Source organism: Empedobacter sp. UBA7620, assembly GCF_002484185.1.
Classification (GTDB): domain Bacteria; phylum Bacteroidota; class Bacteroidia; order Flavobacteriales; family Weeksellaceae; genus Empedobacter; species Empedobacter falsenii_C.
On sequence record NZ_DLJI01000017.1, the window covers coordinates 1 to 25,443 of the forward strand.

23 protein-coding genes and 2 tRNA genes are annotated in these 25,443 nt (G+C 32.2%); 13 read left to right on the forward strand and 12 right to left on the reverse strand.

The genetic code is table 11. From position 1 onward, the window contains the following. Nucleotides 1–16: 16 nt before the first annotated feature. The 5 genes from B2217_RS02650 to B2217_RS02670 all read right to left on the reverse strand — a co-directional run bounded on the left by B2217_RS02650 (nt 17) and on the right by B2217_RS02670 (nt 4,894). Nucleotides 17–100: transfer RNA gene (locus B2217_RS02650), tRNA-Leu, on the reverse strand. Between the two features lie 32 nt (nt 101–132). Further along, a tRNA-Gly gene (locus tag B2217_RS02655) sits at nt 133–205 on the reverse strand. An 88-nt stretch (nt 206–293) separates the two neighbouring features. Next, nucleotides 294–1,142 carry an acetyl-CoA carboxylase, carboxyltransferase subunit beta gene (accD, locus tag B2217_RS02660; RefSeq protein ID WP_180905093.1) on the reverse strand — a complete coding sequence of 283 codons (849 nt, stop codon included), beginning with the start codon at nt 1,140–1,142 and terminating at the stop codon, nt 294–296. A gap of 43 nt (nt 1,143–1,185) precedes the next feature. Beyond that, nucleotides 1,186–2,253, reverse strand: a complete 1,068-nt coding sequence (gene fbaA, locus B2217_RS02665; RefSeq protein ID WP_115001650.1) for a class II fructose-bisphosphate aldolase — start codon at nt 2,251–2,253, stop codon at nt 1,186–1,188. Between the two features lie 37 nt (nt 2,254–2,290). After that, the gene (locus tag B2217_RS02670) at nt 2,291–4,894 is read right to left on the reverse strand and encodes a BamA/TamA family outer membrane protein (RefSeq protein ID WP_280045250.1); all 2,604 of its coding nucleotides are present in this window, start codon (nt 4,892–4,894) and stop codon (nt 2,291–2,293) included. 4 nt (nt 4,895–4,898) lie between these two features. Here B2217_RS02670 and B2217_RS02675 point away from each other — a divergent pair, with 4 nt between their 5' ends. The 4 genes from B2217_RS02675 to B2217_RS02690 all read left to right on the forward strand — a co-directional run bounded on the left by B2217_RS02675 (nt 4,899) and on the right by B2217_RS02690 (nt 8,122). Beyond that, nucleotides 4,899–5,642, forward strand: a complete 744-nt coding sequence (locus B2217_RS02675) for a TrmH family RNA methyltransferase (protein ID WP_280045251.1) — start codon at nt 4,899–4,901, stop codon at nt 5,640–5,642. An 88-nt stretch (nt 5,643–5,730) separates the two neighbouring features. Continuing rightward, entirely contained in the window at nt 5,731–6,999 is a 1,269-nt protein-coding gene (locus tag B2217_RS02680; protein ID WP_291122065.1) for a serine hydrolase domain-containing protein, read from the forward strand. Nucleotides 7,000–7,144: 145 nt separating this feature from the next. Beyond that, a complete protein-coding gene (locus B2217_RS02685) occupies nt 7,145–7,528 on the forward strand; it encodes an HU family DNA-binding protein (protein WP_291122066.1) in 384 nt (127 codons plus the stop codon). A 180-nt stretch (nt 7,529–7,708) separates the two neighbouring features. Then, nucleotides 7,709–8,122, forward strand: a complete 414-nt coding sequence (locus tag B2217_RS02690) for a GxxExxY protein (RefSeq protein ID WP_291078074.1) — start codon at nt 7,709–7,711, stop codon at nt 8,120–8,122. 470 nt (nt 8,123–8,592) lie between these two features. Here the strand turns inward: B2217_RS02690 and B2217_RS02695 are convergent, their stop codons facing one another. Both B2217_RS02695 and B2217_RS02700 read right to left on the reverse strand, forming a co-directional pair. Next, complete coding sequence (locus tag B2217_RS02695; protein ID WP_291122067.1) at nt 8,593–9,705, reverse strand: ABC transporter permease; 1,113 nt, start codon at nt 9,703–9,705, stop codon at nt 8,593–8,595. Then, a complete protein-coding gene (locus B2217_RS02700; RefSeq protein WP_291092449.1) occupies nt 9,705–11,777 on the reverse strand; it encodes a carboxy terminal-processing peptidase in 2,073 nt (690 codons plus the stop codon). The genes B2217_RS02695 and B2217_RS02700 overlap by 1 nt, the downstream gene beginning before the upstream one ends. Before the next feature lie 193 nt (nt 11,778–11,970). On the opposite strand from B2217_RS02700, the gene surE reads away from it, so the two are divergent. Continuing rightward, nucleotides 11,971–12,735: a 5'/3'-nucleotidase SurE gene (gene surE, locus B2217_RS02705; RefSeq protein WP_038333074.1), complete on the forward strand. Its 765-nt coding sequence runs from the start codon at nt 11,971–11,973 to the stop codon at nt 12,733–12,735. 230 nt (nt 12,736–12,965) lie between these two features. Here surE and B2217_RS02710 read toward each other — a convergent pair whose 3' ends face one another. Together B2217_RS02710 and gyrA are read right to left on the reverse strand one after the other, a co-directional pair. Next, the gene (locus tag B2217_RS02710; protein ID WP_180905088.1) at nt 12,966–14,162 is read right to left on the reverse strand and encodes a tetratricopeptide repeat protein; all 1,197 of its coding nucleotides are present in this window, start codon (nt 14,160–14,162) and stop codon (nt 12,966–12,968) included. 3 nt (nt 14,163–14,165) lie between these two features. Beyond that, complete coding sequence (gene gyrA, locus B2217_RS02715) at nt 14,166–16,739, reverse strand: DNA gyrase subunit A (RefSeq protein ID WP_280045254.1); 2,574 nt, start codon at nt 16,737–16,739, stop codon at nt 14,166–14,168. Between the two features lie 364 nt (nt 16,740–17,103). Here gyrA and rpmH point away from each other — a divergent pair, with 364 nt between their 5' ends. From rpmH to B2217_RS02735, 4 genes are all read left to right on the forward strand, one after another. After that, the gene (rpmH, locus tag B2217_RS02720) at nt 17,104–17,262 is read left to right on the forward strand and encodes a 50S ribosomal protein L34 (protein WP_019974979.1); all 159 of its coding nucleotides are present in this window, start codon (nt 17,104–17,106) and stop codon (nt 17,260–17,262) included. 82 nt (nt 17,263–17,344) lie between these two features. Beyond that, on the forward strand, nt 17,345–18,037 hold the full coding sequence (locus tag B2217_RS02725) for a cell division ATP-binding protein FtsE (protein ID WP_038333079.1): 693 nt from the start codon (nt 17,345–17,347) through the stop codon (nt 18,035–18,037). A 76-nt stretch (nt 18,038–18,113) separates the two neighbouring features. Next, nucleotides 18,114–19,229, forward strand: a complete 1,116-nt coding sequence (locus B2217_RS02730; RefSeq protein WP_180905086.1) for a hypothetical protein — start codon at nt 18,114–18,116, stop codon at nt 19,227–19,229. 10 nt (nt 19,230–19,239) lie between these two features. Next, nucleotides 19,240–20,061, forward strand: coding sequence for a 2OG-Fe(II) oxygenase (locus B2217_RS02735; RefSeq protein WP_180905085.1), 822 nt, complete (start codon nt 19,240–19,242; stop codon nt 20,059–20,061). Nucleotides 20,062–20,074: 13 nt separating this feature from the next. Here the strand turns inward: B2217_RS02735 and B2217_RS02740 are convergent, their stop codons facing one another. Together B2217_RS02740 and B2217_RS02745 are read right to left on the reverse strand one after the other, a co-directional pair. After that, on the reverse strand, nt 20,075–21,193 hold the full coding sequence (locus tag B2217_RS02740; protein ID WP_180905084.1) for a glycosyltransferase: 1,119 nt from the start codon (nt 21,191–21,193) through the stop codon (nt 20,075–20,077). Nucleotides 21,194–21,211: 18 nt separating this feature from the next. Then, the gene (locus B2217_RS02745; protein WP_052217635.1) at nt 21,212–21,445 is read right to left on the reverse strand and encodes a hypothetical protein; all 234 of its coding nucleotides are present in this window, start codon (nt 21,443–21,445) and stop codon (nt 21,212–21,214) included. Between the two features lie 76 nt (nt 21,446–21,521). Here B2217_RS02745 and kdsA point away from each other — a divergent pair, with 76 nt between their 5' ends. From kdsA to B2217_RS02765, 4 genes are all read left to right on the forward strand, one after another. Next, nucleotides 21,522–22,331 carry a 3-deoxy-8-phosphooctulonate synthase gene (kdsA, locus tag B2217_RS02750; RefSeq protein WP_038333085.1) on the forward strand — a complete coding sequence of 270 codons (810 nt, stop codon included), beginning with the start codon at nt 21,522–21,524 and terminating at the stop codon, nt 22,329–22,331. 72 nt (nt 22,332–22,403) lie between these two features. Next, complete coding sequence (gene hemN / locus B2217_RS02755) at nt 22,404–23,765, forward strand: oxygen-independent coproporphyrinogen III oxidase (RefSeq protein ID WP_180905083.1); 1,362 nt, start codon at nt 22,404–22,406, stop codon at nt 23,763–23,765. 60 nt (nt 23,766–23,825) lie between these two features. Continuing rightward, nucleotides 23,826–24,362, forward strand: a complete 537-nt coding sequence (gene hpt / locus B2217_RS02760) for a hypoxanthine phosphoribosyltransferase (RefSeq protein WP_038333090.1) — start codon at nt 23,826–23,828, stop codon at nt 24,360–24,362. A gap of 6 nt (nt 24,363–24,368) precedes the next feature. After that, a complete protein-coding gene (locus B2217_RS02765) occupies nt 24,369–24,947 on the forward strand; it encodes an adenylate kinase (protein WP_244957965.1) in 579 nt (192 codons plus the stop codon). A gap of 64 nt (nt 24,948–25,011) precedes the next feature. On the opposite strand, the gene B2217_RS02770 is transcribed toward B2217_RS02765, so the two are convergent. Then, complete coding sequence (locus tag B2217_RS02770) at nt 25,012–25,440, reverse strand: hypothetical protein (RefSeq protein ID WP_180905082.1); 429 nt, start codon at nt 25,438–25,440, stop codon at nt 25,012–25,014. Nucleotides 25,441–25,443 lie beyond the last annotated feature (3 nt).

Genomic DNA, 25,443 nt, shown 5'->3' on the forward strand with positions numbered 1-25,443 from the left:
AAATCAAATTAAAAAGTACCTCAGGCGGGACTTGAACCCGCACGTCCTAATGGACACAGGATTTTAAGTCCTGCGTGTCTACCAATTCCACCACCAAGGCAAAATTTGATTTTTGAATTTAATATTTCAAAGAGCGGGAAACGGGGCTCGAACCCGCGACCTCAACCTTGGCAAGGTTGCGCTCTACCAGCTGAGCTATTCTCGCGATTGGAGTGCAAATATATAAAATCAATTTCTAATAATCCAAATCAAATTTGAATAAAATTTTAAAAATATATTTGCACTTATTTTAATTAGTTGATAGGCATTAACATATCAGCTACTTCTTTTATTTTATCTTTCATCTTTTTACGGTGAACGATCATATCAACGAAGCCTTTTTCTAATAAAAACTCAGAAGTTTGGAATCCTTCTGGTAAATCTCTACCAATTGTTTCTTTGATAACACGTGGTCCAGCGAATCCAATTAATGCTCCTGGTTCTGCCATAATAACGTCACCAATTGATCCGAAAGATGCTGTAATTCCTCCGAAAGATGGATTTGTTAAGATTGTAATGTAAGGAATGTTGTTGTCTGCTAATTGAATTAATTTAGCTTCTACTTTTGCTAATTGCATCAACGAAATTGCAGCTTCCATCATACGCGCACCACCAGATTGTGTAATGATAATGTAAGGTGTTTTGTGTTTGATAGAATAATCAATTGCACGAGCAATTTTTTCTCCCATTACAGATCCTAAAGAACCTCCAATAAATTTGAAATCCATACAAGAAATTGTAATGTCACGTCCATGAATTTTTCCTGTCGCATTGCGAATAGAATCTGTCATTCCCGTTTTCTTTTTAATTTCTTTCAAACGATCTTTATAAGGTTTTGTATCTGTCCAATTTAATGGGTCTTTACTTTCTACTTTTGTATCTAATTCTGTGAATTTACTATCATCAAACAAGATATCAAAGTATTCTTGAGAACCAATTTGTACGTGATGATCATCCTCTGGACTTACATACGCATTTGCTTTCAGTTCTTCAGTTTCAATAATTTTTCCTGATGGTGTTTTATACCATAAGCCTTTCTTAACGTCTTTTTTAGACTCTGTAGGCGTTGTAATATTTTTCTTGCTTCTAATAAACCAAGGCATATTCTCTGTTTTTATTTGGGTAAGAATAATCTTAGTGAAAAGATTATCCTAAAGTATTAACATTATTTAAATCGTGGAAAGCTTGGATTAATCTATCTTTGAAAGTAACTTCTCCAGCTCTTAACCACACGCGTGGATCATAATATTTTTTGTTAGGAGATTCTGGACCTTCTGGGTTTCCAATTTGCCCTTGTAAATAAGCTGCATTTTCGTCAAAATATTTACGAATTCCTTCCATAAATGCATATTGTAAATCTGTATCAATATTCATTTTGATAACTCCGTAGCTAATTGCTTCTCTAATTTCTTCTAAAGTAGAACCAGAACCTCCGTGGAATACGAAGTTAACAGCGTTGTCTACACCATATTTTTCGTTGATGTATTTTTGCGAGTTATCTAAAATTTTAGGAGTCAAGACAACATTTCCTGGTTTGTAAACACCGTGTACATTACCAAATGCTGCAGCAATCCAGAAATTATCAGAAATAGATTTTAAGTTTTCGTAAACGTAAGCAACTTCTTCTGGTTGAGTGTATAATAATGAATTATCAACATTAGAATTGTCAACACCATCTTCTTCACCACCTGTGATACCTAATTCCATCTCCAAAGTCATTCCAACTTTAGACATTCTTTCTAAGTATCTTTTGCACGTTTCTACGTTTTCTTCTAAAGGCTCTTCAGATAAATCTAACATGTGAGAACTAAATAAAGTCTTTCCGAATTTATTAAAATGTTCTTCGTTAGCGTCCATAATTCCATCAATCCAAGGCAATAATTTTTTTGCACAATGGTCTGTATGTAAAATTACAGTAGCTCCGTAAGACTCAGCTAAAGTGTGAATATGTTTTGCTCCCGCAATAGCACCTTTGATAGCAGAAAGTTGATTTTCTCCTTTTAATCCTTTTCCGGCATTAAAAGCAGCACCTCCGTTAGAAAATTGAATAATAACTGGAGAGTTTACTTCAACTGCAGCTTCCATTGCAGCGTTAATAGTATCTGAACCGATGACATTACACGCTGGTAAAGCGTATTGATTTGCTTTTGCATCATTGATAATGTCTTGAACTAATGAACCGGTAGCAACACCGGCAGGAAATTTTCTGCTCATTATGTTAGTATTTTGTGAAACAAATATAGATGTTTTTTTAGAAAGGATAATTAATTCCGAAGTGGATTCTTGGTTTAAGCAAATTAAAATTGTCAAATTGCCAGCGATCACCTAATTCATAAGAAGGGTCATAAATTTTGTAACCCAAATCAAATCTTACAATTGCAAACGTACCAATGTGATAACGGAAACCTAATCCAGAACCAATTCCGAATTCTTTGTAAAAATCTTTGAACTTAAATAATGTTTCTGGACGATTTTTATTAACACCCCAAATATTACCAGCATCAAGAAAATATGCACCTTCCAAACTTCCAAAAAGATTGAAGCGATATTCAGCATTGAATAATAATTTCATGCTTTCGAATTCTAAACTTTGATTTTTAGAATCGATACGTGGTTTACTTCCAGGCCCCAATGTTAAAGGAGCCCAACCACGAACATCATTTGCTCCTCCAGCCGAATAACTTCTTACAAAGGGTGCAACATCTGAGTTTCCATATGGTTGAATGATTCCGAATAAGAAACGTCCTGCTACGCTAGAATTTGAATTTAATTTGAATTTTCGTCTAACATCCACATCAAATTTTACGAATTGAGAATAAGGAATTCCAAAGATCAAACCTGCTTGATTTCCTTCTCGATCTGGTTCTGCTTTATTAAAACCAAAAGCCTTGTCTAAACCTCTTAATACATTTCCTGCTAATTCAATTCTCGCTTGAATAAACCAAGGATTACTTTTTGGTCGAAATGAATTTTCTTGATTAAATGTAAATTGATAGATAAAAGAGTTGATTAACACATTTTGAGAAATATTAGCTTTTCTATATAACATATTCTCAAAATCAACATACAACTTTGCATCTTCTCCTGTTAATGAACTTTGGAATCCTTTGTCAGCTTCGATTGCGTCTGTTAATTCATCGTCCGTTACATAAATTGGTGCATTAGGATTGTATGCGTAATATAAATCTTTTACTTCGTTTTTTGTATTATTATCTTTTGTAAATACTTCGTAATAGCGATCTTTTTTACGATTACTAATAAATTCCGTATTAAACAAAGAGACTTTGTGTTGAAACTCCGAACTCGAAATATCCATATCAAAACCAAAACCATAAGTCGTTTTGTCTAAACCTACATTTTTTTGCGTACTTGCATTCATTCTAATAGCAGATTCGGCAGTAAAACGTTTTGGTAAAATATTATCAAGATTAATTGGTGTCAATAAATAAGGAAATTTCAACTTTGTTTCGATAGCGATTTCATAAGCATTTAAGAATGCTTTATTCATTGAGAAATCTTTGTTGACAGAACCTAAAGTTCCTTTCAAAGTTGTTTCTAAATTTTCTCCTCCTCCAAATAAATTTCTCGAAGTTAAAGTCATTCCGGGAGAAATTGCAAAGTTCATGTAGCGAGAAGCATAACTTTCGACAAAGAGATTCAAGTCATATTTCTTTTTTGGCGTAAAGAAAACGTCTACATTTAGGATAGAATCTTGTTTATTAATTCTGAATCCATGTAAGTTAATATTTTCTTTCTTGAAAATATTACGTTTTGTCTGAATTTCTTGTCGTTGACGATACAGTTGACCTGGACGAATTACAAATGCATCTGTAAAATATCTTGGTCGATATTCTGGTTCTTTTGTATATAAAACGTTATAATCTTTATATTCTTCTTTGATTAATTTACTTTCATCATCAACAAAACTGCGAGAATCTGCATAAATGTTTATCTTCCCAAAACGGTATTGCGTAAAAGGTGTAATACTATCCGTTTTCAACGAATCTTGAATATATTTATCAATAAACATCGTTACATCAAGACGTTTGTTACTTTTTAATGTATCGGCTTCAAAATATAAATCTTCGCCCGAATCATTGAAATCATAGTAGCCTCTATTCTTTAACAAATCGATGATACGATCGCGTTCTTCTTCAAATTTGTCAAAATTATATTGATCTCCGGGATGCAAAACAGTTTGTTTCCCAATTGGAGAATTAAGATATTCTTCTATTTTTTGATCAGATATTTTTTGATCATATGTTTCGATATAAGAAGGTTCACCTAACTTAATATCATAAATTGTTTCTGCTTTTTTTGCAACAGAATCTTTATCATAGGAAACAGCTACTTTCGAATCGAAATAACCTTTATCATGAAATAATCTATTTAAGTTCTTTGCTGAAAATTCTGATTGTTGTTCATCCAACAAAACTGGCGCTTCACCTTGACTATAATAAAGACGTTCTTTCCATAAACTGTGCCCAACATATTCGCTCAGGTTATTCTTCGTTAGTAAACTATCCAATAATTTCTGGTTACGAACCGAAGCATCTTGTCTATAATATTCCTGAAAAGTTTCATCAAATTTCGCAGGAGACCAATTGTAAACCCATTGCCAAAGAGGGAAAATACCAAGGAACTTACCAGCTGGCTTTTGTTTCACATAATCACTTAAATCTTTGTTGATTATAGTTTTTTTCTTCTTAATATCGGGATCCTCTTTATCGTAGATAAATTTGTTCTTTACAAACAAATATTCTCCTTCAGGAACTTTCTTAGTTGTACTACAGCTATAAAAAAGTAATCCTAAACAAGAGATAAGTGTTATATTTGTTGTAATTTTTTTTTGCATAAATATGTTATCAAATAACGTTATTAAGATAATAACTTCTCTGGGTTCTAAAAAATATAGACAAAAATATAATTTGTTTGTCGTAGAAGGTGTTAAAAATATCGGGGAAGTTATAAAAAGTTCTATAAATATTAAAGAATTATTTATAATTGAAGACTTTTGGCCAGAAGCTACACACATCAAAAAGACTTTTATTGAAGAAAAAGATTTGAAAAAGATCAGTTTCTTAACTACTCCGAATGTAGGTTTAGCACTTTGTGAATTACCTAATTATGATGAAGATATCAAGTTAAATGGTTTGAGCATTGCCTTGGATGATATTCGCGATCCAGGTAATTTAGGAACAATTATCCGCTTGGCTGATTGGTTTGGTGTAGAAGATATTTTGTGTACCAAAGAATCTGTGGATATGTACAACCCAAAAGTTGTGATGTCGACAATGGGATCTTTTACAAGAGTCAAAGTTCATTACATCGATTTGGAGAAATACTTATCTGACTATAAAGGAAATATTTTCGGAACTTTTATGGAAGGAGAATCTATTTATGAACAAACACTTCCACAAGAAGGTATCTTGGTGATGGGGAACGAAGCGAATGGAATTTCACCAGAAATAGAGAAGTTAACGACAAATAAACTAAGCATTCCGTTCTTTGGTAAAAATGGTTCTACCGAAAGTCTTAACGTAGCCGTAGCAACAAGTGTCATCTTAGGCGAATTTAAGTCTCAACTTTCTCACAAATCATAAAAAAAACTTAATGTTTCTAAACGGGTAACTATTCCACAAATAAATATATACTTTAGTAGAAACAAACAATTAGATTAAGAAAAAACACATGAAATATGTAGCGGTTGTTCTTGCTTCTGCAATGCTGTTTATGGGAAGCTGTAGCAAGAAAAACGAACAAAAAGAAGAAGTTAGAAAGAAGGATCCTCATGCTTTGCGCTATGATTCGTTGGATTGGAAAGCAGATTTCAAGCCAATGAAGTACACACAAGCAGAACTTAATGACTACAGAAATAAACTAAACACTTATTACAAAGACTTTTGGGTTGACGGAAAAGTGAGCGGAGGTTTGTTGGTTGTGAAGAATGGGCAAGTACTTTTAGAGCAATATCAAGGGATGGCAGACGAAAGACATAAGCGTCCAATCACTGCAGAAACACCTATTCACATCGCATCTATCTCGAAAGTTTTTACCTCAATGGCGGTTCTTAAGCTTGTAGAAAAAGGTAAAATCAAATTAGATCAAAAAGTAAATACAATATTAGAAGGTTTTCCTTACGATGATATCACGGTTCGTAATTTGCTAAATCACCGCAGTGGTTTGCCAAATTATGCCAACGTTTTGTGGAATAACAAGAAGGTAATGATGGATCGCGAGAAACCAATTTCTAATCAAGATGTGTTAGATATCTTTAGAGAATTTGACGTTAAACAAATTCGTCCCGCAGACAAAGGGTTTTATTACTCGAATACTAACTTTGCTTTTCTTGCTCTTGTCATTGAAAAGATTATGAAAATGCCTTATCCGAAAGCAATGAAATACATGGTTTTTGACCCTCTTGAGATGAATAACACCTTTGTTTTTGAGTATGATCGCGATAAAGATACAGTAGCTCGTTCTTACAAATACAATGGTTACGAGTGGGCTTGGGATGATTTTGACCGCACGTATGGAGACAAAAATATCTACTCAACGCCAAGAGATCTGTATAAGTTAGATGTAGCCATGTATTCAGATGATTTCTTACCGAAGAATATTAAGAAAAAAGCTTTCCAAGGATATAGTTACGAGCAGAAAGGTTTCAAGAATTATGGGCTTGGAATGCGTTTGTTAGAATATGACAATGGTAAAAAATTATTGTATCACAATGGTTGGTGGCACGGGAATAACACCGTTTTTGTACACGATGTTAACAATCAATTTACGGTAATTGCATTAGGAAACAAGCAGAATAAGAATATATATAGTGCATTTAAATTGGCTGGACTTACAGGAACTTATCCGCTAAAAGCACCAAATAAAGATTCGATGAGATTGCATCAAAAACCAATTGTACCAAAAACAACAGCAAAACTTTCGACCAAAGTTTCAAGATAATAGCAAGGCTTTCTTATATAAGAAAGCCTTTTTTATTTTTATGATATAATGTATTTTATTGATAATCAATAGTTTTATTTTGTTAATTAAATATAAAGTATTAACTTAGAGATAATTAACTATTAATATGTAAATACTTTTAATTATGGCTGTAAAATACAACGTTATTCAGAAGGCTTACCCAGGAGATCCTATGGCGCCTAAAAAGTTCTACGCAAATTCTATTGCAGATGGTGAAGTATCACTTCGAAATTTGAGTAAAGAAATTGCGCAAACCTCATCTATTAGTGAGAGTGATGTATATGCAACATTGATTGATTTGGCTAAAATGTTATCAAAACATTTGTCTGATGGAAAGATTGTTCGCTTAGGAGATTTTGGTTCTTTTCAAATAAGTATAAGTAGCGAAGGAATGGATGCAATGAACAAAGTAAATTCTTCTTCTATAAAAAGTGCTAAAATACTTTTTAGACCTGGTATAGATTTACGAGATACTTTAGCTACTTTAAAGTATGAGAAAAAGAAATAGTTGAGATAATTTTTCTAACTTCTAATTGAAGTAAATAAAAAACGTCAAGTGGTTTTCATTAAAATCACTTGACGTTTTGTTTAAAACCTCCTTAGGTTTTATATAAAAGATAAGGAGGTTTTATAAAAAGTTTATTTATATCTCAATTGAATAATCATTAACAACATAGAAACATAGACTATGAAAACTAAAAAATATTTAGATGAATTAACTTATGAAATAATAGGTTCTGCTATAGAAGTTCATAAAATAATGGGTAGAGGATTATTAGAAAGTGTTTATCATCAATGCTTAAAAGAAGAGTTGAATCATAGGAAAATAAATTTTCTCACAGAAATGAAGATTCCAGTTGTCTATAAAGAAAAACTACTTGATCTTGATTTTCGTTGTGACCTCTATGTAGAAAATAGTATAGTTGTTGAGTTAAAAGCTGTGCAAGATATTGTTCCTGCTTATGAAGCTCAATTATTAACTTATATGAAACTACTAAAATGTCCAAAAGGAATATTAATCAACTTTAATTGTTTTAACATATTTAATGAAGGACAAAAAACGTATGTTAATGAGTTTTTTACTCATTTTCCAAATTATTAAACCGATGTATTTATATTGTAAAAACAGATAGGTTTTAAATTTTGTTTTGGTAAAATATTAACCACATAGAAACATAGAAATTGATTAATTGTGATTTATTTATAAACTTTCAGTTATTAACTTAAGTAAAGTTACTGTGAAAACTATAAGTCCATTCTAATATTTCTAAGAATTAAACCTATGTATCTATGTGGATAAAAAAGAAATATTTTAAATTTTCTTTTGGTAAAATCTTAACTACATAAAAACATAGAAATTGATTAATTGTGATTTGTTTATATACTTTCAGTTGTTAACTTAAGTAAAGTTATTGTGAAAACTAAAAGTCTATTCAAATCTTTATCAATATTTAACCTATGTCTCTATGTGGTTAAAAAAGATAAAATATTAATCACATAGAGACATAGATAAAGATATAACTTGTGTTTTAAATTATTTAAAAAAAGAAAATATAAAACTTTATAAGCTTCTTACTGCTTAATATCCATAATATCTCTTAATACATTTCCAAAGATATTAAACCCAAGAACCAATAACATAATGGCTAATCCCGGTAGGATAGCCAAATGTTGTTTCCCTAAAATAATATGATTATAATGTTCTTTGATGATGTTTCCCCAAGACGGAGTAGGAGGTTGTGCACCAATTCCAAGAAAACTAAGACCACTTTCTACTAAAATTGCCGAAGCAAAATTGGCAGCAGATATAACGATAATAGGAGCAATGACATTAGGTAATATTTGGTTGAAGATAATTCTTGTGTCCGAAAATCCTAAAGCTTTTGATGCTTCTACGAATTCTTTTTCTCTGTACGATAGGAATTGTCCACGAACTACACGTGCAACTTCTACCCACATCGTTAGTCCAACTGCGATAAATATCTGCCAAAATCCTTTTCCAATAGCTAAGGTAATTGCAATAACCAATAGTAATGTTGGGATAGACCACACAACGTTTATCAACCACATTATTATGTTATCTGTTCGTCCCTTGTAATAACCTGCAAGAGCGCCCAAGGAGATTCCGACAATTAAAGAAATGAAAACAGCGATAAACCCGATAAGAAAAGAAATTCTTGTCCCGATGATTAATCTAGAATAAAAGTCTCTTCCGTAAGAATCTGTTCCAAGTAAATAGGTTTTTGTATAGATAAAATCTTTCTCTATATCTTGCGTTTTGATGTTATGCTTTGTCCAAGTTGACACATCTATCTTTATTGCTTCACCACTTAGTCCGTTTCCTATATATGGAACATAAGTAATGCTTTGTCCATCTCTTTTGTAAGATGTAATACTTATTTGTTCGGTATCGATCTCTTTCCCGAATATAAAATCAGAAAAGTTCGTTTTTCCTGAATAATTAGGTAAAGGGATTTCGATTGTTTTTTGCTGATAACCTATAGGTGAATATGCAATGGTTAGGTCCTGTCTGTTTGCATTTTCCGTTTTGTCGGACGCAAACACATAAGCAAAAATAGAAATGATTGCAGCTAATACTATTACACTAAAAGAAAGAACACCAAGGGTGTTCTTTCTTAATTTATTGAATACAATATGAGAAAATGAACCGTTTTCTTGTTCCATTATTTAATGTCTCTTAAAACGTTAACAGCTTCGTTTAAATAAAAGTCTTTTTGCATTCCTTTGAACCAATTGTTACGTTTAGCTTTTAGCACAGTATCTGTTTTTGTAGTTGCCAAATCGTTTTGATTCATTGTAAATTTGAAATTGTTTTTATACTTGTCTAAAGTTTCGAATTTCTTGATTTTATCTTCGCGTGTTTTACGGTACGTTTTGTAATCTTCTAAGTTCAAAGGAATCTCTTTTACATCTTCCATTGATTTGATGAACTTGAAACTTTCGTTCATTAATGCTAAGTGTGCATTGTTTGCCAAACGAGTTTTACTGTTCGCTTTAATCTTCGCTAAATCGAAAGCAGAAGGCCATTTTGCAATAACCAAAGGTTTGATTTGATCCCAGTTCAAGGCTTCTGGACGAGAAGCTTCGCTGATATCTTCGTAAGTGAATTGATCAACTAATGCAATGTCCGACTGAACACCTTTCAATTGTGTAGAACCTCCGTTTACTCGATAGAATTTTTGTATTGTTAACTTAATAGCTCCTAACTCATCACTTCCCGACTGACGATCTAAAGGCAAGATTGTTTGTACAGTACCTTTACCAAAGGTTTGCGGTGAACCCACAATAACAGCGCGGCCATAGTCTTGCATTGCTGCTGCAAAAATCTCTGATGCAGATGCAGAAAGCTCGTTAACCATTACTACTAATGGCCCGTCGTATGCGATAGAATTATCTTTGTCTTCGTGAATTTTAAGCATTCCGTCCGAACGTCTCACCTGAACAATTGGTCCTTGATTGATGAACAATCCAGAGATTTTAACTACCTCTTCAAGAGAACCACCTCCATTATTTCTAACATCGAAAACAAGACCTTTGATGTTTTCTTTCTTCAAGATTTCAATTTCTTTCTTGATATCATCCGAAGGGTAACGTCCGCCTTCTTTTCCCATTGGCGTGTAGAACTCAGGTAAATAGATGATTCCGTATTTATCTCCTTTCTCGTCCGTAATAACAGATGAGCGAGCAAACACTTCTTCGGATTCAATTACTTCACGAATCAAAGAGATTGTTTGTTGAGAACCGTCTTTTTTCTGAATAGTTAAGACAACTTCTGTTCCTTTCTTCCCTTTAATCAAGCGAATAGCATCGCTCAAAATCATCCCAACGATGTTTTTAGCTTCACCATTTTTCCCTTGTGCAACTTTAATGATCTTGTCACCAACTTCTAATTTATTGCTCTTCCAAGCTGGTCCGCCTACAATTAATTCAGCAATTGTAGCGTAACCTCTTTTGTCTTGTATTTTGGCTCCAATTCCTTCCATTTGTCCAGACATTTCGAACTCGAAATCTTCTTTACTTGTTGGAGAAAAGTATGTTGTGTGCGGATCGTATTGTTCTGTAAACGAGTTCATGTAAATAGAAAAATAGTTCTCGCGTTTTGTCTGCTTTATACGACGGAAATAATCAGAAATTAAGTCTTTAACTTCTTCACGCGCCATTTTTTCTACTTCTGCAAAAGGAGTATCTTTTGTGATTTTCTTTTTCTCATCTGCCAAAGGATCTTTTACAGGTTTTATAGAAGAAGAGTTGTCTAATGTATCTTTCTTTTGACCTTTTAATTCGTCTTGCATTGAAATGATTTCTAACATCACGTTATATTTCAAATATTTGCGCCACAAATCTTTCGCTTCGTTCTTATCTTTCGCGAATTTTGATGTTTTATAATCGATGTTGAAATTCTCTTTTTGATTAAAATCAAAAGGTTTTGACAAGGCATCCATCGAATATTTTTCAGCTTCAGCAATACGTTTGTAGATTGTATCAACAGTAGAATTGTAGAAACCTAAGTTTTCTGATTTGTAATAATCATCTAAATTGTGATAATCTTTTTTGAATAGATCATAATCAGATTGCAATAAAAAACGTTTGCTTGGATCAATGTATTCTAAATATTTATTGAAAACATTTTCCGAAAATTTATCATCTACAGTAGCAGGTTTGTAATGTAGGTAAGTTAGGGTGTTTCGTGTATTTTTTACGATTAACTTTTCTCTTTCTTCATCTGTGTCTAACATGGGTTTGCAAAAGCAAAAAGCAAGCAAACTCATTGATAAAAACGATAGTAATACATACGTTTTTTTAATTAACATATTGCGTTGGTATTATATAAATTAATAATTTAAGACTCCTTCAAATATAAAACAAAAAAGAAATTAGAAGGAAGTTTTTTACATTTGTAAAAATGATGAATAAAAGTAAGAATAAAATATGGAAAGACCGCTAATTTTAGTTACAAATGATGATGGAGTAACTGCGCCTGGAATAAGAGCGTTGATAGAGATTGCAAAAGGATTTGGAGAAGTTTATGTTGTTGCGCCAGATAGTCCGCAAAGTGGAATGGGACATGCGGTGACAATAAATTCGACATTGTTTTGTGATGAAATAGAAGTTGATGAAGATGTAAAAGAGTATGCGTGTTCTGGAACGCCAGTGGATTGTGTGAAATTGGCTGTTTCGCAAATTTTGCCTCGTAAACCAGATTTGTGTATTTCGGGAATTAATCACGGATCAAATTCGTCGGTGAATGTGATTTATTCGGGAACAATGTCTGCTGCTGTAGAAGCTGGAATAGAAGGAATTCCTGCGATTGGTTTTTCGTTGTGTGATTTTGCTTATAATGCAGATTTTAAAGCTGGAGAAGAATTTATTAAAACAATTATTGATCAAGTTTTAAAACATAAATTACCAAAAGGTGTGGTGTTGAACGTGAACATTCCGAAGTTGAAAGAACATGAAATAAAAGGAATAAAAGTTTGTCGTCAAGCTGATGCTAAATGGGAAGAAAAATTTGATAAACGTGAAGATCCTCGTGGAAGAACGTATTATTGGATGAGTGGAGAGTTTAAAAATCTTGATAAAGGTGAGGATACAGACGAACGTGCTTTAGAGGAAGGTTATGTTTCGGTTGTGCCAGTTCGTTATGATTTGACAGCACATCATTTTTTACCAGATTTAAGAAATTGGGATTTGTAGATTTGTTCTAAGTTCTAAGTTCTAAGTTCTAAGTTCTAAGTTCTAAGTTCTAAGTTCTAAGTTCTAAGTTCTAAGTTCTAAGTTCTAAGTTCTAAGTTCGTTTTCATTCTGAACTCGTTTCAGAATCACATGATACAAATTGATAAGAAGCTGAAATAAATTCAGTTTGACAAATCATAAAAAAAAAGGACTTCAATTGAAGTCCTTTTTTTTGTGTTATATTGAAATAATTATTTTACTAATTTTTTCTCAGCATCACGATAAAAATTTTCTTTTTGATCGTTTCCTAACGTTTTGTAAGCTTGAATTAAGTTACGAATAACTTGACGATTTTCTGGTTGAATTTCGTACATCTTTTCAAGGTAAGGAGCTGCTTCTGTAAATAAAGCTTTACGTTTTGCTTCGTTTGCGTTGTAAACTTCTTTCTCTTTTTTAGATGTTCCTAAATTGTTGTTCATTGTTTCAACAATTTCTTTATCTGGTTGCAAAATAGCTAAAACTAAATTGTTGTAAGACTCGAAATGTTTAGGATTTAATTCAATCGCTTTTTTGAACAAGTTTTTAGATTCTCCAGCTTTAGAAGTGTCATCTAAATATAAAACACCTAAGTTGTAATAATTTTGCGCATCGTTTGGATTAATTTTAATCGCTTCTTCGATACGTTTTGTCATTTTATCAGCGTTTCCAGAAACTTGGTAAATTCCAGTTGCGATATTGTTGATGTCAGCATCTTTTGGATATTTTGTAGTTGCTTCTTCTACGATTGCATCATATTTTTTTGCATTATATAATCCATTAAGAGCTAAAACATACATATCACGGTTGTAATCTTTTGTTTGATTAGCTGATTTACCTGTGAATCCTTTTGCTGCTAATTCTTTCAAAATCGTTAACGATTTATCGTAATCATTTGCATTGTAAAAACAGATTGCTGCTTGATATTTGTAGATATCTTCTTTTGTACCTAAAGCTTCAACTAAGTTGAAAACATTTAAGAATTTTGTTCCAGCTTCTGTATATTGTTTAGCGTCCATTGCTTTGTTTGCTGCGTCTAATTCTTTGTTTGCTAAATTAGAAACTTCAGATTGTAACAAGAAACCATATTTTGGTTGTAAAGCAACTTCTTTTGCTTTTGCGTAATTACCACCAGCTGTAGCTTTATCTAAATCAGCTTGAGAATAGTAAAATTCGTCTTTTTTAGAGTCTTTATTTTTGACTTGCCAAACTTTACCGTTTTCGTATTTAGATAATTTTGCTAAATCTTGACTTGCTTTTGTAACGTCACCTTTTGCTAAGTTTTCTTTAGCTGATTTATTGTATTTTTCAGCTAAAACCGTAGGTTCTGTCGTTAATTCTTCTGTGTTAGTTTGAGCGAATGATGTTGACATTGCTAAAACTAATCCTAAACTAAATAATAATTTTTTCATTGATTATTCATTATTTGGATCCTCAGCAGGCGTTTCTTCTGCTTGAGTTTCGTTGTTTTCGTTTGTGTTTTCTACAACAATTGGATTTCCTTCTTCATCAAGTTCTACTTCATCCTCCAATTCTTCTTCAACCTGTACTTTTGCAATTGCTGCAATTTCGTCGTTCTTTTTCAAGTTAATCAATCGAACACCTTGCGTTGCACGACCCATTACACGAATTTCATCTAAACCAGTTCTAATTGCAACTCCAGATTTATTAATAATCATTAAATCATCTTCGTCTGTAACAGCTTCAATCGCGATTAATTTTCCAGTTTTATCAGTAATATTAAGAGTTGTTACACCTTTACCGCCACGATTCGTTTCGCGATAATCTTCGATAGAAGAACGTTTTCCGTAACCTTGTTCAGAAACAACTAATACAGTTTCTTTTTCTACATCAGTCACAACAATCATCCCGATAACCTCATTATCTGGTTGATCTCCTAAATTGATACCACGAACTCCAGAAGCAGTACGACCCATTGGACGAACTTTTTCGTCTTCGAAACGAATAGCTTTACCATATTTAGAAGCGATCATGATTTGAGATTTACCATCTGTTAATAATGCTTCTAATAATGTATCGCCTTCACGAACTGTAATTGCGTTAATACCATTTACACGTGGACGAGAATAAGCTTCTAAAGATGTTTTCTTGATGATACCATTTTTAGTTACCATAATTACGTAATTATTATTTACGTATTCTTCGTTCATTAAATCGTGTGTAAGGATATATGCTTTTACTTTATCATCTGGTTCGATGTTGATCAAATTCTGAATTGCACGACCTTTTGATGTTTTAGAACCTTCTGGAATTTCGTATACACGCATCCAATAACATTTTCCTTTTTCTGTAAAGAATAACATGTATTGATGGTTAGATGCCGAAACCATATATTCTAAGAAGTCTTCGTCACGTGTTGTAGCAGCTCTATTACCAACTCCTCCACGAGATTGTTTGCGATATTCAGAAAGTGGCGTACGTTTAATGTAACCCATGTGAGAAATTGTTAAAACAACTTGTTCATCAGGAATTAAATCTTCGATATTTAAGTCTCCACCTGCGTAATCGATATCTGTACGACGTTCGTCACCATATTTTTTACGAACTTCTAATAACTCATCTTTGATAATTTGCATACGTAAATCTTCGTTTGCTAAAATATCTTTCAAATGATTAATCATTTTCATGATTTCTTCGTACTCTTCACGAATTTTATCAATTTCAAGACCAGTTAATGTACGTAAACGTAAATCTAAAATTGCACGTGCTTGAATTTCTGATAACTCGAAAGCTTCCATTAATCCCGTACGCGCTTCGTCTGGAGTTGCAGATTCGCGAATGATTTTAATTGCACGATCAAGGTCATCTTGTGTTCCGATTACTTTCATGTAACCTTCTAAGATATGAGCTCTTTCTTGTGCTTTTCTCAATTCGTATTCCGTACGACGAACAATCACTTCGTGACGGTGTTCTACGAAATGATAAATCATATCTTTCAAGTTCAATTGCTCTGGTCTACCTTTTACCAAGGCAATATTATTTACACTGAAAGATGATTGTAATTGAGTAAATTTATATAGTTTATTTAAAACAACGTTAGGAACCGCATCCATTTTAAGGACATAAACGATACGCATACCTTTACGGTCAGATTCGTCACGAATCTCAGAAATACCATCTAATTTACCATCTTTTACTAACTCAGCAGTTTTTGCAATCATGTCTGCTTTGTTAACTTGGTAAGGAATTTCTGTAGCAATAATACAATCGCGACCATGTACTTCTTCGAAATTAGTTTTTGCACGTAAAACAACACGTCCACGTCCAGTTTCGAAAGCTTGTTTTACACCATCGTAACCATAGATTGTACCTCCTGTTGGGAAGTCTGGTGCTTTGATGTATTGTGTTAATTCGTCAATTGTAATCTCACGATTGTCGATGTAAGCAATTGTTCCGTCAATAACTTCTGTTAAGTTATGTGGCGCCATATTTGTTGCCATACCAACCGCAATACCAGATGCTCCATTTACTAATAAGTTTGGAACACGAGTAGGTAATACAGTAGGTTCTTGGATAGTATCGTCAAAGTTTAGTTGAAAGTCAACTGTCTCTTTATCTAAATCAGCTAATAATTCGTCTGAAATTTTTTGAAGTCTTGCTTCAGTATAACGCATTGCAGCAGGTGGATCACCATCTACAGAACCGTAGTTACCTTGTCCGTCAACCAATAAGTAACGCAAAGACCAAGGTTGCGCCATACGTACCATTGTGTCGTAAACAGAACTGTCGCCGTGTGGGTGAAATTTACCTAAAACTTCCCCTACAATACGTGCCGACTTTTTGTAAGAACGATTAGAAAAAACACCTAATTCATACATTCCGAATAATACTCTACGGTGTACAGGTTTTAAACCATCACGCACATCCGGAAGCGCACGAGATACGATTACCGACATCGAATAATCGATGTAAGCGGATTTCATTTCATCCTCAATGTTAATTGGGATTAGTCTTTCTCCTTCAGTCATATTGTTTTGTTATATAAGGTGGCTAATATACGAAATTTAAGCTAAAAAAAGACTGATAAAAACAAGATATTTGATGTTTTATGAAAGTTTTAAGGAAACTTTTCTAATCCTTCTAAAAATAGCTTCGTTTGATCTTCGCAAATGATATTGTTGATAAGTTTTAATTGTTATTGTTTTAATTTTCTCTTGCTTAACAAAAAAATGTTTTTATATTTGCACTTCGAAAATTACAAAGTGTAGAACGGAACGCGGTTTACTATTAATTCAGCTTTTTTGTAATTTTCTATCAATTTGATTTTTGAATTAATAATAATAACTGTATATTTGCAACCCATTCGAGTAATGGATTAGAAACTTAGTAAAGATGAGTAAGAGAACATTTCAACCAAGTAACAGAAAAAAAAGAAACAAACACGGATTCCGTGAGCGTATGGCTTCTAAAAACGGGCGCAAAGTATTAGCTGCTCGTAGAAAGAAAGGAAGAAAAGCATTAACTGTTAGTGAAGTAAGAGCTAAAAGATAATCGCTACAATTCATAAAAAATAAGCTTGAAGGTCGTTCTTTCAAGCTTTTTTTTTACATTTGTTTTAAAGACTGTAGAAAGTATGGAAGCTAAAAATGTAATTGAGTTAAGTCAATCATCTATATATCAAAGAAATCATTTAGTATTATCTGACGTTAATTTCACACTTAACGAAGGAGAATTTGTTTACCTAATAGGGAAAACAGGAAGTGGAAAAAGTAGTTTATTGAAAGTGCTTTATGGTGATTTGCCGCTTCAATCAGGACAAGGTTCCGTGGTTGGAATGGATTTGAAATCACTGAAAACAAGTAAAATTCCTGATCTTAGAAGACATTTAGGAATTGTTTTCCAGGATTTCCAATTGTTAACAGATCGTACGGTAGAACAAAATTTGACGTTCGTGTTGAAAGCAACAGGTTGGAAGGATAAGGCTACAATCGATAAACGTATTGATGAGGTTTTAGATTCGGTAGGGATGTTGTCTAAAAAGAAAATGATGCCGTTCCGTCTTTCTGGAGGTGAGCAACAACGTGTTTCTATAGCTCGTGCATTGTTAAATCATCCTGAATTAATTTTAGCCGATGAGCCAACAGGAAATTTAGATCCAGAAACATCAAATGATATTATGGATTTGTTGCTGTCAGTATCGAAAGAAAATAATTGTGCAGTTTTGATGGCTACACACGATTACGAAATTATTCGTCGTTATCCTGCGCGTAAGGTGCGTTGTGAAGACGGAAGATTATTTGAAGTTGCAGAAGCGATATCAGAATAAGATAAATTACACAATATAATTTTAAAGAAAGAGTTTACTTAGTTGTAGACTCTTTTTTTTGTTAAATAATTAACTAATGTATCAAGGTAGAAAACTTCATTTTATAAGTATGGATGTTCCATTTCCTCCCAATTATGGAGGCGTTATAGACGTTTTTTATAAATTGAAAGCATTTCATCAACTTGGGGTTGAGATTTATTTACATTTGTTTGGATTTAACGAAACAGAAAGCGATGTTTTAAGAAAATATGCTAAAGAAGTTTATTTTTATCCAATAGATCAAAAGCCTTATTATATTTTTCAGAAATATCCTATTTCAGTAAAATCTAGGGATAGCAAATTATTGTATGAACGAATTAAATCGTTGAAAGCACCTATTTTTTTTGAAAGTCTAAAAACAACATTTATTTTGAATAAATACAACCTTGAAGGTTATTCTAAATATTTGCGACTACATAATATTGAACAAAATTATTTTTCTGGATTAGCAGAAAGCGAAAAGAATCTAGTGAAAAAAGCATTGTTTTATATTGAGGCAAAAAAATATATTCAATACGAAAATATTATTCATCAGTTTGATGAAGTTTTTACACTCTCTAAATTTGAACAAAATTATATTCAAGAAAAATATAATAAAGGAAAATTTGTTCCTGTTTTTCACGGAAATGAAACTTTTGAATCATTAAGTGAGAAAGGAGAATTTGCTTTATATCATGGAGATTTGAGAGCTTCGGACAATTGTAAAGTAGTCGATTTCTTGATAGAAGTGTTTAAAGTAATTGATTATCCTTTCGTTATTGCTTCAGGTTCTAGAGAGAATTGGGTAAAAGCAAAAATTAAAAATCATCCACATATACAATTTGTTAAATTGAAAGATTTTAATCATTTGAAAAATCTTTTCGAAAAAGCACATCTCAATATAGCGTGGTCTTTTCAGGAATCTGGAACAAAACTAAAAGTGATAAATGCATTATTCAATAGTCGTTTTTCGATAATTAATGAAAATGTGATAGATGATGAGAAAATTAGTGGACTTTGTGTTCAAGTTTCGAATAAATCAGAGCTGATAAAAGCTATTAATCATTTAAAAAATCAATCTTTTTTGGCGTCAAAAGAATATATTGATACGCTTGAATATGATTTGAATGATAAATTGAATGCAGAAATTATTTTGAAACAAATTTTTAATTAACTTTATGATTATGAATAGAAATCAATTTGCAGATATAATTTTACAACGATTAATTGATCAAAAGGAAGAAATAAGTCAACAATATAATAGTAGCAAAGATAAGATCGGTTATTTTTGGGTTGATGATTTATTGCCAGAAGAATTAGCTTTGGAGATAAATCAAGTTTTTCCGCAAGAAAAAGAAATGGTGTTGAAAAAAAGTTTGAAAGAAGATAAATATATTGCAGTTCAAATGGATCAATATCATCCTATTTTAGAAGAAATTATTTATGCTTTTCAAGATGAAAGAATCGTAAATTTGATTGCTGAAATTTGTGAAATAAAACAACCTATTCCAGATTCGTCTTTGTATGCTGGTGGTTTATCTATGATGGGAAATCGTCAGTTTTTGCAGCCTCATTTGGATAATTCTCATGATGCGAAAAGAGAATTGTGGCGTGTGTTGAATTTGTTGTATTATGTAACGCCAGATTGGAAAGAAGAATATGGTGGAAATTTGGAAATTTGGCCAAATGGATTGAAAAATGATCAGATTACAATTTTTAGTAAATTCAATCGATTAGCAGTAATGGCAACGCATAATGATTCTTTGCATTCGGTTTCTCCAATAAAGTTTAAAGGTTTTAGAAAATGTGTTTCAAATTATTATTTTTCTAAAGAACCTTTAAGAGAGACAGATTCCTTTCATGTGACTTCGTTTAGAGGTCGTCCAGAGCAAAAGGTTTTGGATCAAGTTTTACAAGTTGATAATGCTCTAAGAATGGGCGTTAGAAAAGTATTTAAAAAAGGAGTAGTGGAAAATCCACATATTTATAAAAAAGAAGAAAAGTAGATTAAAATTTAATCTACTTTTTTATTTTTTCAAAAATCTCCTTCAATTTTAATTCTTCATTTTCCCAACAAAGTTCGTTTGCAGCATTAGCAAGGTTTTCTTGGTAACTTCTTTTTCCTTCGTTTAAGATTTCTTGTAGTTTTTCAGCCAAATGTTTTGGTTCGTGATTGTCAATCACTTTTCCAACTTTATATTCTTCGACCATTTTTTTGATTTCAGGTAAATTTGTTGCTAAAATTGGTACTCTAGCTTGAATAAAGTCAAATAATTTATTCGGTAGAGCGTAGCGATAGCTTAATCCTAAATCTTCTTCCATACTCATTCCTACATCAGCTAAAGGTGTTATAGTTTTTAAAGTTTTTGGGGGAATATTTCCTAGAAAATGAATGCGATTAGTTAAATTTAGATCTCTTACCAATTGTTCGTATTCAGTTTTTTTAGGCCCTTCGCCAGCAATCCAAAATTGACAATTATTAATGTGTTTAAACGCTTCAATCATTTTGTCAATTCCTCGACTCATGTTAATTGCGCCTTGATACAATAATATTTTATCGTTTGTTGGATTTTCGGGTAAGCGAAAGAAAATTAAATCTTGTTTATCGTTAAGTTTTGTTCGGTTGGGAACATTTCTAATCACAGCCGGATTAGCACCATATTCCTTGCGAAACCAATTGGCATATCCATCACTTACTGTATAAAAATATTTGATTTTTGGAACAAGAAAACGTTCTAAAGTTTTCCAAACTTTTTTTGTTTTAGGACGATTGTGTAATGATGGTAATTCTGAATAAATTTCGTGACTATCAAAAACTAAAGGAATTTTTTTGATTTTACTAACCAAATAAAAAGGAAGTAAACTATCCAAATCATTCGCTAATAAAATAGTTTGTTTATCCGCTTTTTTAAGCAAAGTGAAAAACAATTTGTAATTGAATTCTGTATACTTTTTCATTGTTGATTGATTTTTTTGTTCCATCAAAAATGTCTTGTACGGTTTATTCAATTCTGGTCTTCCGTTTATAGTCGCGCCAATCAATTCTACATCGTACCCAAATTTTAACAAAGAATGGCAAACTTTATCTAATCTTTGATCCGTTTCAATATTATTTAGTACAGCAGATAGGATTTTCAATTTTATGGTTTTTTAAGATTATTTTCCAGGTTTGAAGACGATATAATACGCCTGAACTAAAAATAAAATCGCATTTGGAATAAGGACTGGCCAAGCCTCAATCATAGCAGCATAAATTACAAAACATACACAACCAATTGCATTGATAATGCGGATAATTGTAATCTTCGAAAAAAAGAATGCTAGTACAATAAAGACTGAAGCGAGATAGCCAAAAATATCAGCTATACCAATGTTAGATAAAAAATCCATAAAACGATAAATAAGAATGATAAAGTATAGGCAAAATTATGAAAAATAAGTCGATAACTTTGTGTAAATTTGCACAATGATAGAAACTTTATCAAAGATAAAACACAAAGATTCGCCAAACTTCTTTTTACTTGCTGGTCCATGTGCCATCGAAAGTGAAGATATGGCTTTGAGAATTGCTGAAAAAGTAGTAACCATTACTGATAAGTTAGAGATTCCTTATGTTTTTAAAGGATCTTTCAAAAAAGCAAATCGTTCTCGTATTGATAGTTTTACAGGAATTGGAGATGAAAAAGCATTGAAAATTATTCAAAAAGTTGGAGAAACTTTTGATGTTCCAACAACTACAGATATCCATGAACCTTTTCATGCAGAAATGGCGGCGGCTTATGTAGATGTGTTACAAATTCCTGCTTTCTTGGTTCGTCAAACCGATTTAGTGGTTGCAGCTGCACAAACAGGGAAACATGTTACATTGAAGAAAGGTCAATTTCTTTCGCCAGAAGCAATGAAATTTCCTGTAGAAAAAGTAACAGATTCTGGTAATAGTAATGTTGCAATTATCGAACGTGGAACTATGTTAGGTTACGGAGATTTAGTGGTAGATTATCGTGGGATTCCTGTGATGCAGAATTATGCGCCAGTTATTTTAGATATTACGCATTCTTTGCAACAACCAAATCAAGCTTCGGGTGTAACAGGAGGAAAACCAGAATTAATCGAAACAATTGCAAAAGCTGGAATTGCTGTTGGTGCTGACGGTATTTTTATCGAGACGCATCCAGATCCTAAAAACGCAAAAAGTGACGGAGCAAACATGTTACAATTAGATTTGTTAGAAGACTTATTAACTAAATTGGTTAGAGTTCGTCAGGCAATTCTATAAAAATAATTTTTAAAGAAAATTTATTAAATAATACTTAGTCAAGTTGATTAAGTATTTTTAATTTTTTAGATAATGAATAATTTAATTCAGAAATATAATATTCCAGGACCTCGTTACACAAGTTATCCAACTGTTCCGTTTTGGGACAATGATGATTTTACTAAACAAGGTTGGATTGAAACTTTTCAACGATCTTTCGATGAAAGTAATGCTGAAGAAGGGATATCAATTTACATTCATTTACCTTATTGCGAGTCGTTATGTACGTTTTGTGCATGTAACAAACGAATTACGAAACAGCATTCGGTAGAAGTTCCGTATATTGATACAGTTTTGAAAGAATGGAAATTATATGTGGATTTATTTTCATCTCGACCAAAAATTAAAGAAATTCATTTAGGAGGAGGAACACCAACGTTTTTCTCTCCAGAAAATTTGAAGAAATTAATTGATGGTATTTTTGAATATGCGGATGTTGCCGAAGGACACGAATTTAGTTTAGAAGGTCATCCAAATAACACAACAAGAGAACATTTACAGGCTTTATACGATTTAGGTTTTAGACGTATTTCGTATGGTGTACAAGATTATGATCTAAAAGTTCAGGAAGCGATTAATCGTGTTCAACCTTTCGAGAATGTGAAAAGAGCAACCGAAGAAGCGCGTGAAATTGGTTTTACATCGATTTCTCACGATTTGATTTTTGGTCTTCCACATCAAACAATGGAAGGAATGATGGAAACGATTAATTTGACAAAAGAATTAAATCCAGATCGTATTTCGTTTTACAGTTATGCGCATGTTCCGTGGATAAAAGGTGTTGGACAACGTGGTTTTCATGATGATGATTTGCCTTCACCAGAATTGAAACGCGCATTATATGAAGAAGGAAAGAAAATGTTCGAAGAAATGAACTATTTCGAAGTTGGAATGGATCATTTTGCTTTAGAACAAGATTCGATGTATCAATCGATGAAAAACCATACATTACATCGTAATTTTATGGGATATTCTTCTTCGAAAACACAATTAATGGTTGGTTTGGGTGTTTCTTCTATCAGCGATTCTTGGTATAGTTTTGCACAAAACGAGAAGACGGTAGAAGAGTACGAAAAATCAATAAATAACGGAGAATTATCCGTTTTCAAAGGTCATATTTTATCAGAAGAAGATTTGATTATGCGTCGTCATATTCTAAATTTAATGTGTAATTTAGAAACTTCTTGGGCTGATGATAATATGAAATTTGATGATGTAGATCGTATCAAAACTATGTTGCAAGATATGGTTGACGATAATTTGATTGAATTTGTAGAAAATGGTTTGATCGTAAAAGAAGAAGGACGTCCATACGTGAGAAATGTATGTATGACATTCGATAAGAGAATGATAGATAACGAGCCAGAAACACGCATTTTCTCAATGACAATCTAATAAAATAGATAAATGTTTTAAACTTTATCAAAAAAAGTATATATTTGAATATCTCAAACAATGAAAGAAATAGAAATTCACGGTAAAAAATTTATTCCGTACATCGCTTTTGAAGAAATAGAACACGCCATCAAAAATATGGCAAACGAAGTTTACGAAGAATACAAAGACGAAAGACCGATTTTTGTTGGTGTATTAAACGGAGTTGTAATGTTCTTCAGCGATTTCTTAAAACAATATCAAGGAGAATGTGAGATTTCGTTCTTGAAATTAAAATCTTACGAAGGAACAGAATCAACAGGGAAAATTACTATTGAGATGGATATTCCGATGAATGTTGAAGGACGTCACGTAATTATTTTAGAAGATATTGTAGATACAGGTAATACGTTAGTAGAGTTGCACCGAATCTTGAAAGAGAAAAAGGTAAAATCATTAAAAGTAGCAACTTTATTATTTAAGCCAGACGCTTACAAAAAAGATTTAAAAGTAGATTTAGTAGGAATCTCTATTCCTGATAAATTTGTAGTAGGTTATGGGTTAGATTTTGACGGATTAGGAAGAAATTTACCAGATATTTATCAAATAAAACATTAAAACAAAATGCTAAACATTGTATTGTTCGGACCTCCTGGCAGTGGTAAAGGAACACAAGCTAAATTTTTAGAAGAAAAGTACCAAACTCCTCAAATTTCTACTGGAGACTTATTTCGTTTCAACCTTAAAAATGAAACAGAATTAGGCTCTCTTGTGAAATCTTACATGGACAAGGGACAATTAGTTCCAGATGAGGTAACAACAAATATGTTGGTTGATCATTTAGATAACAATCCAAATGCGCAAGGATACATTTTTGATGGATATCCACGTACAACATCTCAGGCAGAAGCTTTAGATAAAATCTTAGCAGATAAATACGAGAGCGAAGTTTCGATTACATTAGCATTAGTTGTGGATGACGAAATTTTGGTTCAACGTTTATTAGAGCGCGGAAAAACTTCTGGTCGTGCTGATGATGTGGACGAAAAAATTATCCGTGATCGTATTACAGAGTATTACGAAAAAACTGCAATTGTAGCAGAACACTACAAAGCGCAAGGAAAATGGGTTGAGATTGATGGAGTAGGTTCTATTGAAGATATTACCGAAAAATTGAACGCAGCAATTAAAGAAGTTTTATAAGAACAACTTTTACATTATATAGGAAAAGGATTCTCAATTGAGAATCCTTTTTTATTATCAAGCTTCATCTATTTTCATCTTTTAGGAAATTCTTTAAGTTTTCAGGAATTTTTTCCCAGATATGATTAGGAATACCAAGTTCAAATTTTTCAAATAGTTTCTCTTTATTGTTCCAAATTGTTATATCATCCCAATATGTAATAAAAAATGTAGATTCATCTGAATATTCAGAACCATTTACATAATCCATCCAACCTTCTGCAATTAAATTGTTAGAATTATCATAGACATAAATTTCAGAATAATTTTCCAAAGAACTATTAAGATAGTCACTTAGATGACCTTCAATACAGCTATTTGACCAATCAAATTTTAAATTATCAGATTTCACACCGTAATATTTTAAGTCATCAATTAATTGTTCTTCAACTAATTTTCTTAGTTCAATACTCATGGGAGACGATAATCCTAAATTTAAATAATTTGGAGTCATAAA